Raw genomic sequence first — 12231 nt, 5'->3', positions numbered from 1 at the left:
AAAAGCACACTATCATAGCCTAAAATATTGCAACTCGTCGTTCAATATCTAAACAAAGCCACTAAAAATTCACGAAACTTAAAAAATACTGTGTGAAGAGAATACAATTGCTGACTGAAACTGATGAGAACTCGCATCTGAGCGTAAATTTCCGTACAATAGTGGCAGTTTAAATTGAGTGAATCACATGAGCACCCAAAATACTCCCAAGAAAAAACCTTTGGTTAATTTACCTTTTCCAATTAAGCAAGCAAATGATGCAAAAAGTGCGGATGAAGAAGTTGAAGATATGCGTCCAAAACCAACGCCATATGCTGATCGAACATGGATGCCACCGCGTGGTACACGTCGTTCATTTGGTAAACGCTAATAAAAAACAGACCTTATGGTCTGTTTTTTATTTTAGGGCAAGACCTTATGTAATTTATGACTGTTCATTTGACACCGAGAAGGCACTAAAATATTAAGACTGTTCATGTTCTAAAAAATATTGATAATAATTTTTCTTTTTTTGGTACATGAGCATATCTGCACGTTTGAGCATATTTTCAATATTTTCATGGTCCTGTGTCGTTGCATAACCAATTGCGATGCTAATCGGTTGCGAAGCGTAATATTGATTATCAATATTGAGTAGTTCCTCTACGTTTAGTATGATGGATTCAACGGTTTTTTGATTGGCTCCTGGCATCATAACCACAAATTCATCGCCGCCAATACGCGATGCTGTATAGCTGGTATTGGAAATTGTTCGATTTAAAATATTACCCATTCGTCTCAGTAGATCATCACCGACATCATGACCAAAATCATCATTAATTGTTTTTAAGCCATTCATATCAATGAAAATTGCTGAAATAGGGCGCAAAATACTACGTTCTAAACGGTTAAGCTCTTCTGTATAAAATGAACGATTAAATAGTTTGGTCAAAACATCATGCTTACCTAAATATTCTAAATAAGATTCTGCCTTTTTACGTGCAGTAATGTCCGTTAAAGCGACTTGAACGACACTCCAATCATGCTCATAACCCGGAAACACGGTAAATTGCAGCAGAACATTACGAATCGAACCATCGAGTGCGTAGTTAATCGCTTCACGTTGATGGTGAATTTTACCATTCCACAATTCAATCAATTGTTCACGAAAAGTTTGGTACATTTCGTTGGAGAAAATTTTGTGTACATTCTTAAATAAAGTATCTTTATCATTGGCTTTAAATAAATCTAATGTTGCTTGATTTACGTCAAGCAAGATAATGTCTTCTATACATTGTTTGACGAAATCGGGATGCACATCTAAAAAAGTTCTTAAATCTTCAATCCCGATTTCTCTTAATTGGTCTAAACGTTTTTTCACACGGCTAAAATCTTCAACCCATAAAGAAGTAGGTGAATATATAAAACGTGATTCAGCCAGTTGGCGATTTTTTTCTTCTAAGCGACAAGCATTTTGATAATCTGAGATATCTTCTGTGGTAATTAAAACGCGGTCTAAGTTTTTTTCAGAACCAGGTAAAACAATGCCACGCAATTTAATATCCAGTTTTTTTCCTGAAATTGTATAATTAACAGTAGTACTTAAAAACTCTGTATGCCCATCCCAAAGTGAAACCAGCTCATTAATATGAGATTTAAACATTTCTTGTCTAAAGATAAGGTTAAGATTTTGGCATAGGTGATTTTGATTATTTGCTTCAAAAAGACTCAATGTTTTTTTGTTCACTTGTATTATTTTAATCTTATGTGCACAAAGAGTAACTTGATCTGAGTGTTCTTCTAAGTAACTTCGCAAATCCGAAATGCCGTGTTTTTTCCACTCATTAAATAGCTGTTTTATTTCACTATAATCCTCTAGCCACATTGGAATAGGAGATATATCAAATATCGAATAATTTATAAACTCCATTGGAGGATTCTCATATGTTTTTTAAATTTTATGTTAGAGAAAATATAGCTTAAAAATATGTGATTTAAAATAATAAAAATATATTAATTGTAATTTGAATTGTATTTATTATTAATAATGAGACTTAATTTTCAAAAAAAATATGGATTTATCAACTACTCATATGAATGATATTTTAAAAATATCTAAGCGATGGAATTATTTATTTACACTGAGTAAATAGTAAGCTCGTTTGTTTTTATACATGGTTTGATCTGCTTTCTTTAATATTTCATCAATATTCTTATGGTCATCTGTTGTAGCATATCCAATCGCAACATGAATCGGTAAATCTGGATTTTTTAATTGATCTATTTCTAATTCAAATCGAATCATACGAAGTAATGCTTCAATATGATGCTGAGTTGATTTCGGCATAAGAATAACAAATTCATCACCACCAATGCGTGAAGCAGAATAAGCGGTATTTTTAATTGCATTTTTTAATATTTTACCGAATCTGCGTAGCATTTCATCGCCGTGATCGTGTCCTAATAAATCATTAATTTCTTTTAAGCCATTAATATCTAAAAATATACATGAAATAGGAGCATGCTGCGGTGTTTGAATACAGAAAGTTTCATTATTAAAAAAAGTGCGGTTATATAATTGTGTGAGTTGATCATGTTTACTGATGTATAAAAGATGATCTTCTAAGGTCTTCCGTTTAGTAAAGTCGGTATATGCGATTTGTATCGTGTCCCAATTGTGCTGTGAGTCTGGAAAAACAACCAGTTTTTCATGAACATTCAGCAGATCGCCATGGACCGTTTGGTACTCACATTCACGTTGTTGTTGATGCTTACCATCCCATAATGCTAATAATTGTGCATGAAAGTTTTGTTGACTGGTTTCTCTAAAAATGTGCCACAAATGTTGAAAAAAATCTTGTTCGTGATCGGCATTGAAAAGATCTAGCAATGATTGGTTTACCCGAATATTTTTAATATTTTCAAAGCATTTTTTTACAAAATGAGGATGTTGGGAAATATAGTCTTCAAGATTATAAACACCTTCTTTTTTCAGTTGGTTAAAAAGTAATTTAATATGACTATAATCTCTCACCCAAAGCGCAGTAGGTGAGTTGAGGAAAATAGATTCGGCAAAGCGTCGAGCATTTTGATAATCTGAAATATTTTCTGTTGTGAGTAGTAAACACTCCCAATTCTCCTCGTAATTAGGCAAGATGTTGGCACGAAGCTGGATATCAATTTGTTTACCTGTACAGGTGTAATTGATAGCAGGAATTGAGCAAATTTTTTCTTTATTCCATAGATCTGCAAAAAAATGTGCATGATGCACACTAATTTTTTCTGTATGTAGCTGTGCAAAGTTTTGTAAAATTTCTTCTATATTTTCAGCTTCGTATAAAGTTAAAGCACTTTGATTGACGTGAATTGTTTTTATCGTAGCAAGACAAGGGTGCAAGCGTTCAGGATCTTCAAGTAAATATTGCCGAATATCCTGAATACCTTGAGCTTGCCATTGTTCAAAGATAGTTTTAACACCGCTAAAATCTTGAATCCACATTGCAATGGGGGATAAATCAAATATTGATAATTCTAATTTATCCATCGTTATTCTCAAGGTAAGGATTATAAATTTATATATTGAATCCTGTGCAATGTAACTGGGAATTTAAAATCTGTAAAATTAATTTAATAGTTTTATGTATATTTACCGTTTTGCATGATTTTCAGCTTTAGGAGGAGCAATATTTCGTTGGCCTTTCCAGACATCAATAAAATCATTTTCATTCAAATGATAGAGTTCCAGTAAAGCTAAAATTGCGCCACCAAAAACCATCGAAGTCTTCGTATTTAATTCAATATCAAAAATTTTCCCATTTAAATTATGGAGAATATCTTGTATTTCAAATTCACGATCACGTCCATTGCTGTCTTCTGGATATATCGGTGTATTAAGAATAATCGTTGCTAAACTTTTCTCTGCATCGGTCAAATCTAAATCTTGGATGGCTTGTTGTATGTCTGAGCTGAAAATAAGGTCATCTGTAATGAAGCTTTGTAATAAGTGCTGAGTCAGTTTTGGTAATGTTTTTTCAACAAAAGGACGGAAAGATTGAGGGAAAATAACATTACGTGAAATACTTTTAAACATCGGTGCAATTTCTTCAACTTTATAACCTGCAACACCACAACCGACTGATGTAATGAAATATTTAATTTTTGGATGGTTTTTGGTATAGATTTTAAAATCATCAATATAATGTTGTATTTGAGAAAGGGGCATTTGTTGTAAATGTTCGTTCATGGTTGGAATTGCAAAACTCTGTCCAGACCAGCCACGACCTACACCTTTCATTGCCCCGAAATGTAGTAGTGCTGTTTTCGCAGCACCCCCTTGATGCGTACCTGCCAAATTACTACCAAATACAAAAACCGTATCTTCTGCTAAATTTTTGATTATGCTTTCATCATGATATTGGTAGGTCATATTTTTCATCTAATTAGTCGGCTTATTTCCATGTTGCTATTGATTTTAGAAAGGGTCAAGTAAAATTATGAAGATTTATCGTTTGGAAATATTTAGTCAAATTTTAATTTTAAGCCAGTTTTTAACCAAGTATAATTTTATAAAATAATCTAGAAAATAAGTGGAAAAAGCTTAATTAAAGGCATATACATTGCAAAAGCCTATTTGATAAAAGTAACGTAGTTGAATTATGAGCCAGCTCAAATTTTACGAAGTCAGCTAAATGAGTAAATTTATAATATTGCTGTTGTATGGCTTTATTTTGCCCTCATAATAGAATAGTCAATATGTTTCAGAAATTTTAGTATGCAAGATGGTCAACCCTTTGAACTTGTCACAAATTATGAACCTGCTGGGGATCAACCTCAGGCAATTGCAAAGTTAGTCGAAGGCATAAATAAAGGTCTTCATGATCAACTTTTGCTTGGTGTTACGGGCTCTGGTAAAACCTATACAATGGCGAATGTGATTGCGCAAACACAGCGCCCAACCATTGTGATGGCACATAATAAAACGCTTGCAGCACAACTTTACGGCGAATTTAAAGCTTTTTTTCCAAACAATGCGGTTGAATATTTCGTGAGTTATTACGATTATTATCAACCCGAAGCCTATGTACCTTCTTCAGATACATTTATTGAAAAAGATTCAGCAATTAATGATCATATTGATCAAATGCGGCTCTCGGCAACACGTGCATTATTAGAACGTCGTGATGCGATTATTGTTGCTTCTGTATCTGCAATTTATGGTTTGGGTGATCCAAACGCCTATATGAGTATGTTGTTGCATATTGTACAAGGCGATCGAATGAGTCGTGATGACATTATTCGTCGCTTAGTGGAAATGCAATATACTCGTAACGAACTTGAGTTTTTACGTGGTACATATCGTATACGTGGTGAAATTATTGATATTTTCCCAGCAGAATCTGATCAACATGCGATTCGTATTGAGTTATTTGATGCCGAAGTAGATTCGATTCGTTGGTTCGATCCATTAACAGGTAAACTAGTCCGTAAAACACCACGAGTCACGATTTACCCAAAAAGTCATTATGTAACACCAAAAGACAACTTACAAAAGGCGATTGTGACGATTCGTGAAGAATTGGCTGAACGATTAATTTACTTTAAAGAACATGACAAATTAATTGAAGCGCAACGCATTGAACAGCGCACACGATATGATTTGGAAATGATGCAGCAATTGGGTTATACCAATGGTATTGAAAACTATTCACGTCATTTATCTGGTCGTCCATCGGGGGAAGCACCACCGACTTTATTTGATTATATTCCAGATGATGCTTTACTCATTATTGATGAGTCGCATGTGACTGTTCCGCAAATTGGTGCAATGTATAAAGGTGACCGTTCACGTAAAGAAAATTTGGTGAATTATGGTTTCCGTTTGCCGAGCGCATTGGATAACCGTCCAATGAAATTTGAAGAATGGCAACGCATAGTACCGGCAACAATTTATGTCAGTGCAACGCCTGCAAAGTATGAGTTAGAAAAAGCTGAGCAAGTGGCTGAACAAGTGGTTCGCCCAACAGGCTTGATTGACCCTGAAATTGAAGTACGTCCAGTTTTAACCCAAGTGGATGATGTTCTTTCAGAAATTAATATTCGTAAAGAGTTAAATGAACGTGTTTTAGTCACAACATTAACCAAACGTATGGCAGAAGATTTAACGTCGTATTTAAAAGAATATGGCGTTAAAGTGGCGTATCTACATTCAGATATTGATACGGTAGAGCGAGTTAAAATTATTCACGATTTACGTATGGGCGTACATGATGTATTGGTTGGAATTAACTTACTTCGTGAAGGTTTAGATATGCCTGAAGTGTCGTTAGTTGCGATTCTAGATGCGGATAAAGAAGGTTTCTTACGTTCTGAACGTTCATTGATTCAAACCATTGGTCGTGCTGCACGTAATATTAATGGTCGAGCGATTCTTTATGCAGATCGAATTACCGATTCAATGCGCAAGGCGATAGACGAAACCGAACGTCGTCGTAATAAGCAAATTCAATATAATGAAGAGCATGGCATTATTCCACGTAGTGCAGTTCGCCAAGTCATTAAAGAAATTGATAGCGGTGAAGTGCTTGAAGATGACCAAATTGATGCAAATAGCATTGCACAAAATGGAGCATTAACTGCAGACGAACAGCATTTGCTTTCAGATCCAAAATTATTGAGCAAGCATATGTCTAAGTTGGAAAAAGAGATGTTAAAAGCATCTAAAGAGTTGCAATTTGAACAGGCTGCTCGTTTACGTGATGAAATTTTACGTTTAAAGGCGCGCATGTTGCAGTAACTTTTGAAATGTAAAATCAATTCAATACTGTAGCTTTAGAATGACGATGAGATACATAAAGCTACAGTTTGAGGTTAAATTTCTGATTATTTTAATAAATATAGAAATAATGAATGATCATGGGGGTAGTCAGTGCAACCTTTAAAAAGAATACCCAGTATTGCTAACTTTAAAAAATTAATAATTTTAACTGCAATGTGTTGTAGTTCTATTTTTTATTCAAATACTTATGCAGAAAATTCAACCTTAGCAGCAGTTCCACAGGTGGAGTTGAGCCAGTATTTAGGACTTTGGTACGAAGTTGCACGTAAACCAATGTATTTTCAAAAAGAATGTGCTCAAGACGTAACGGCACGCTATACGGTAAATGAGTACGGCAATATTGCAGTAGATAATCGTTGTACGGATATGGAAGGAAATATTCTCCGTTCTCTAGGTGAAGGCTTTGTGGTGAACGAACCTTTTAATTCTAAATTAAAAGTGAGTTTTCTGCCTGAATCTGTCCGTTGGATGCCTGTGGGGCGCGGTGATTATTGGGTTTTAAAAATTGATTCAGCTTATCAAATGGTTTTAGTGGGTGAGCCTAAGCGTAAATACCTTTGGTTGTTATCTCGTGATCCTCATCCAGATGAAGCAAAAGTGACTGAATATTTACGTTATGCACAAAGAGTTGGTTTTAACTTAAAAGATTTAATTCGTACTAAACAAACTGAGCAAAATTAAACTTTAAATGTTTTTTGATAAAGCATATTTATGATCGAGTAGTTCTCTATAGCAATTTGCAGGTTTTGAATTAAGCCTATTTAAATTAATTGAATTTTCAAGTGATATAATGGTGAGAGTGTTTATAATGCAGCGGTATTTATAAACAAAGAGGTGATGGATGTTTAAGGGCGTAGCATTGTCTGTATTGGCATCGGTCACATTTGGTATTTTATATTTTTACACCCAATTATTAGGTGATTTAGACAGTCAACAAACTTTTGGTTGGCGCATTATTTCGACTTTGCCATTTTTGACTTTATTTATGCTGTTGATTGGCGATTTTGTTCACGTTAAAACCATTTATAAACGAATCATAAAAAAACCAGCGCTGTTATTATTATTGAGTATTACCTCCGCTCTGACATGCTTTCAATTGTGGTTATTCCTTTGGGGGCCGATGAATGGGCGTGGTTTACAAGTTTCACTTGGATATTTTCTGTTACCTTTGGTCTTGGTTTTAGTTGGCAGTCTTGTTTACAAAGAAAAATTATCAAAATTTCAGATCGTTGCTGTGGCTTTTGCGGTGCTTGGCGTGGGGCACGAACTGTGGCGATTGGGTAGTATTGCGTGGGAAACGCTGAGTGTTGCTATTGGATATTCGCTGTACTTTCTCATACGGAAAAAGATAAATACTGATAATTTAGGCGGTTTTTGGTGGGATATTTTCATTTGTATGCCTATTGCAATCTATTTTACGCAAACTGGATTAGCGCCTTATAGTAAATTTATAGATACGCCATCTTTATTTCTTGTTGTGGTTGGATTAGGCTTACTCAGTGCAATTGGTTTAGGTAGTTATATTCTCGCAAGTCGTTATTTACCCATGGTATTGTTTGGTTTATTAAGCTATTTAGAACCCGTATTATTGGCATTGGCTGCACTGGCTTTAGGTGAATCGATTTCTGCTGATGAATGGCTTACCTACATTCCTATTTGGGTAGCCGTTGCTATTCTTGTTTTAGAAGGTGGATTGCATTTGTATAAGCAAAAGAAAAATATTCAGGATTTACAAAGAAATATCAACAATTCTCTGCAGAGAAGCAAAAATGATAATGAAATTTGAGCTTACAGTATAGTGAATTAAGCTTTCTTAAGGTATTTGATATCTTGCTCGGACATTAAAATCTGTATTTAAATGGCTGTGTGGATATGAACATTGTAATTGCAGTTTTTATTGAGGGTTGTAAAATAATATTCATTAAAAAATTAGTTTTATGAATCAGATAATAATTTCCAATAAAATGCTAAGTATTAAATTATTTTATAAAATGTGATGGGTTTTGATTTCAACTAAATGAGATTTACATTACAATTGTCTCGTTAAAAATCCCTGTCAAGATATACATAAAATAGAGGACGTATCTGTGAGCAAAGACACTATCATCGCCCTACACGCAGAGCACCAAGGTCGCTGGGAAAACCGTGAAGAAATCGCGGAACGTATGATTGCACTAATCGGTCAATTATACCGTGAAAAAAACATTGTGACTTCTGTGTACGGTCGTTCTTTAGTGAATCGTTCTGTGATTCAAATTTTAAAAGCACACCGTCGTACGCGTATGATGGATGTTGAACTTTCAGTTATTCATACTTTCCCTATTTTAGAAGCTTTAGCTAAGCTTGAAAATATTGGTTCTGCAGAAGTAGATTTAGGTAAACTTGCTGTTGAGTATAAAGATAAAGGCGGCGATATCGATGCTTTTGTTGCTCAAGCGGTTCAATCTTTAGAAGGTCGTCCTGCGCTTGTTGAACCTAAAGATGTTGTTCTTTATGGTTTTGGTCGTATTGGTCGTATCTTAGCTCGTTTAATCATTAGCCAATCTGGTTTGGGTCGTGGTTTAAACCTTAAAGCGATTGTTGTTCGTAAATCATCAGACGGTGATTTAGAAAAACGCGCATCTTTACTACGCCGTGATTCAATTCATGGTCCATTTGCAGGAACAATTTCTGTAGATGAAGAAAATGAAGCAATCATTGCCAATGGTAACTTCATTAAAGTCATTTATGCATCTAGCCCAGCTGAAGTAGATTACACAGAGTACGGTATCAATAATGCACTTGTGATTGATAACACTGGTAAATGGCGTGATGCTGAAGGTCTTGCACAACATTTAAAATGTGCAGGCGTTGCTCGTGTTGTTTTAACTGCACCAAGTAAAGGCGAAATGAAAAATGTTGTATTTGGTGTAAACCATACTGACATTTTAGATGAAGACAAAATCATTTCTGCTGCAAGCTGTACGACTAATGCAATTACACCTGTATTGAAAGTCATCAATGATAAATACACAGTGTTAAATGGTCACGTTGAAACAGTTCACTCATTTACCAATGACCAGAACTTAATTGACAACTACCATAAAGCAGATCGTCGTGGTCGTGCTGCTACATTGAACATGGTGATTACAGAAACAGGTGCTGCTAAAGCTGTTGCTAAAGCATTGCCACAGTTACAAGGCAAATTGACAGGTAACTCTGTACGTGTTCCAACGCCTAACGTATCTCTTGCTATTCTGAATTTGACACTTGATAAAGAAGTAGATCGAGAAGAAGTGAACGAATATATTCGTCAAATTTCGATTAACTCGAGTCTTCAAGGTCAAATCGGTTATACAAATTCAACTGAAGTTGTATCTTCTGACTTTATCGGTTCGCGTACTGCGGGTGTATTTGATGCGCAAGCAACAATTACTTCTGGTAACCGTTTAACTGCATATGTTTGGTATGACAATGAAGTGGGTTATAGCTGCCAAGTTTTACGTATCGCTGAACAAATGTGTGGTGTAAGCTATCCAAAAGTTCCTGCTGAAACAAATGCTTAATGTAAAAATACTACGAGCCTAATAGCTTGAAATTCAACCCATAAGTTGGAAACAATTTATGGGTTTTTTAATGCCTTAATTATAATCTTGGATCCAGACTTTAGGTGTCATCATTATCAAATGTTGTAAAGTATAAAATCACTTATAGTCAGTGATATGTGGCAGTATAAATAATATTTAAGTTTGGATTAAATATTTGTAAATTATTGAAATTTAATTAAATTATAATAAATATGTATTATTGTTAGTGAGGAGATTACATGGGCTAGAATTTATTTTATATTGGATTTTATGGTAATTTAATAAATAAAAAGTCATTAATTGTTATACATAAAACAGCAGATAAATTTATTAAACGCTTTAGAATAAATGCATGAATAATTAAAGATTCAAGGACTGAATTTTGCAACTCAAGCGAATTATGGCGGCAGCCACTTTTATTGTCATGGCGACATTATGTGGAGTATTGATTGCAATTTGGGTATTTAAATATTTTAGTATTTATATTCCGCTTGAAAATCAGTCTGTCAATATCGATCTGAAAGAGCCATTACAAGCCAGTGTATTGATTCATGATGCGCTGAATGTTGATGTTATGGGGCGAGTGAATGCTGAAATCCCTATTCATGAAAATCTAGATTTGCCTATCTCGCAGACATTAACACCTCGGGTGTATTTCGACAACATGGTTCCAATTCAGACTATTATTCCAGTTCAAGAGGTTTTGAAAATTGATCAAAGCATGCCGATTGATACTACAGTTAAAGTCAAAATATTAGGTAAAGATGTGACTTTACCTTTAAAAGGAACAATTCCGATACGAATGGATGTACCAATTGATTTAAAAGTACCATTAAACCAACAAGTTCATTTGAAGTTTGAAGCACTTGTAAAAACAGTATTGAAAGAAAATTTAAAAATTCCTCTAATTGCTACGCTTAAGACGAATATTCCGATACAAGGTCATCTGAATGTACCCATTAAATCTGCGTTAGCAGCAACCGTTGATGTGCAAAATACCTTGCCAGTTAAAATTGAAAAAGGTCAGTTGAAGATTCCCTTAAGCAGTTTGAAACTTTCTAGACACGATGCTGTTGTCAATGAACAAGCTAAAATAAAACCATAATGAGGTTGATTCATGGAGATTTTTAGTTCAGTTCGGGCTTTGTTGGTCAGTTTTGTGGTTGTAGTATTGCTGATTGCATCTTTAGTTTGGCTCTATTTAAATATTCAAGCATCTATGCGAGTTTCTGCACAAAATGCGCAAATCCAATTGTCAGATCGCTTACCTACAAAAATTCAAGTGGGGAACCATTTGCAAGCCCAAGCTCGAGGGCTATTAGATACAGATTTGTATATACAGCGAAAATTGAACTTACCGTTAAAAGGTGAATATCTTGCAGATTTGGCTTTTAGAGTGACCACACCTATCTCAGTAGATATTGATTATGAAACTAAAATTAATATTGAAACAGTCATGCCATTAGAAACCAATACTGATCTGATTTATCAGAATAAGCTTTTACCAAAATTTCCATTGAAAATTGATGTCCCAGTGCATTTGACTGTGCCTTTTACGATAAAACGCCGCTATCAGCTTCCAGTGACCGTATTATTTGATGGGTCGGCATCTTTTCAGTTTGATGAAGTAATAGAAGTCGATGTTAACCATCAATTTAAACCTCGTCTCAATATTGATGATGCTATTACGATGCGTAAAATCGCAACATTTAATGCCACGATGATCAATACGCAAAGGCAATCTACCGCAGATTTAATGATGAATATTGATTTACCAATCAGTAATATTCATCATTAATTTTTCTAAATTAAATGAGCTTAAAAATTTATTTTAAGCTCATTTTATCTTTA

General features: G+C 34.6%; 10 protein-coding genes. 7 read left to right on the top strand and 3 right to left on the bottom strand.

Features of this window, described 5'->3' with window-relative positions:
* Positions 1-187: 187 nt before the first annotated feature.
* A complete protein-coding gene (locus ACG94X_RS07595; protein ID WP_419383134.1) occupies positions 188-370 on the top strand; it encodes a hypothetical protein in 183 nt (60 codons plus the stop codon).
* 93 nt (positions 371-463) lie between these two features.
* On the opposite strand, the gene ACG94X_RS07590 is transcribed toward ACG94X_RS07595, so the two are convergent.
* The 3 genes from ACG94X_RS07590 to ACG94X_RS07580 all read right to left on the bottom strand — a co-directional run bounded on the left by ACG94X_RS07590 (position 464) and on the right by ACG94X_RS07580 (position 4405).
* Positions 464-1909: a sensor domain-containing diguanylate cyclase gene (locus ACG94X_RS07590; RefSeq protein WP_419383133.1), complete on the bottom strand. Its 1446-nt coding sequence runs from the start codon at positions 1907-1909 to the stop codon at positions 464-466.
* 198 nt (positions 1910-2107) lie between these two features.
* On the bottom strand, positions 2108-3523 hold the full coding sequence (locus ACG94X_RS07585) for a sensor domain-containing diguanylate cyclase (RefSeq protein ID WP_419383132.1): 1416 nt from the start codon (positions 3521-3523) through the stop codon (positions 2108-2110).
* A 102-nt stretch (positions 3524-3625) separates the two neighbouring features.
* Positions 3626-4405, bottom strand: coding sequence for an A1S_2505 family phage non-structural protein (locus tag ACG94X_RS07580; protein WP_419383131.1), 780 nt, complete (start codon positions 4403-4405; stop codon positions 3626-3628).
* A gap of 345 nt (positions 4406-4750) precedes the next feature.
* Between ACG94X_RS07580 and uvrB the strand changes: the two genes are divergently transcribed.
* The 6 genes from uvrB (at position 4751) to ACG94X_RS07550 (ending at position 12178) form a co-directional block, all read left to right on the top strand.
* Positions 4751-6772 (top strand): excinuclease ABC subunit UvrB, encoded by a 2022-nt coding sequence (gene uvrB / locus ACG94X_RS07575; RefSeq protein WP_419383130.1) that lies wholly within the window; start codon positions 4751-4753, stop codon positions 6770-6772.
* A 150-nt stretch (positions 6773-6922) separates the two neighbouring features.
* The gene (locus tag ACG94X_RS07570; protein WP_419383209.1) at positions 6923-7495 is read left to right on the top strand and encodes a lipocalin family protein; all 573 of its coding nucleotides are present in this window, start codon (positions 6923-6925) and stop codon (positions 7493-7495) included.
* 160 nt (positions 7496-7655) lie between these two features.
* Positions 7656-8600, top strand: coding sequence for an EamA family transporter RarD (gene rarD, locus ACG94X_RS07565; protein WP_419383129.1), 945 nt, complete (start codon positions 7656-7658; stop codon positions 8598-8600).
* A gap of 301 nt (positions 8601-8901) precedes the next feature.
* Positions 8902-10359: a glyceraldehyde-3-phosphate dehydrogenase gene (locus ACG94X_RS07560; RefSeq protein WP_419383128.1), complete on the top strand. Its 1458-nt coding sequence runs from the start codon at positions 8902-8904 to the stop codon at positions 10357-10359.
* A gap of 421 nt (positions 10360-10780) precedes the next feature.
* Positions 10781-11485: an MFS transporter gene (locus ACG94X_RS07555; protein WP_419383208.1), complete on the top strand. Its 705-nt coding sequence runs from the start codon at positions 10781-10783 to the stop codon at positions 11483-11485.
* A 12-nt stretch (positions 11486-11497) separates the two neighbouring features.
* Positions 11498-12178: a hypothetical protein gene (locus ACG94X_RS07550; protein ID WP_419383127.1), complete on the top strand. Its 681-nt coding sequence runs from the start codon at positions 11498-11500 to the stop codon at positions 12176-12178.
* Positions 12179-12231: the final 53 nt, after the last annotated feature.

The organism is Acinetobacter psychrotolerans (genome assembly GCF_048552595.1).
Classification (GTDB): Bacteria; Pseudomonadota; Gammaproteobacteria; order Pseudomonadales; family Moraxellaceae; genus Acinetobacter.
This window is presented reverse-complemented; position numbering and strand designations above follow the sequence as displayed.

Bases quoted from the DNA above. Each gene is read 5' to 3' on its own strand.
- ACG94X_RS07555 (WP_419383208.1), top strand. From the start codon at position 10,781: ATGGCGGCAGCCACTTTTATTGTCATGGCGACATTATGTGGAGTATTG.
- ACG94X_RS07580 (WP_419383131.1), bottom strand. From the start codon at position 4,405: ATGACCTACCAATATCATGATGAAAGCATAATCAAAAATTTAGCAGAA.
- ACG94X_RS07595 (WP_419383134.1), top strand. From the start codon at position 188: ATGAGCACCCAAAATACTCCCAAGAAAAAACCTTTGGTTAATTTACCT.
- rarD (WP_419383129.1), top strand. From the start codon at position 7,656: ATGTTTAAGGGCGTAGCATTGTCTGTATTGGCATCGGTCACATTTGGT.
- ACG94X_RS07585 (WP_419383132.1), bottom strand. From the start codon at position 3,523: ATGGATAAATTAGAATTATCAATATTTGATTTATCCCCCATTGCAATG.
- ACG94X_RS07590 (WP_419383133.1), bottom strand. From the start codon at position 1,909: ATGGAGTTTATAAATTATTCGATATTTGATATATCTCCTATTCCAATG.
- uvrB (WP_419383130.1), top strand. From the start codon at position 4,751: ATGCAAGATGGTCAACCCTTTGAACTTGTCACAAATTATGAACCTGCT.
- ACG94X_RS07550 (WP_419383127.1), top strand. From the start codon at position 11,498: ATGGAGATTTTTAGTTCAGTTCGGGCTTTGTTGGTCAGTTTTGTGGTT.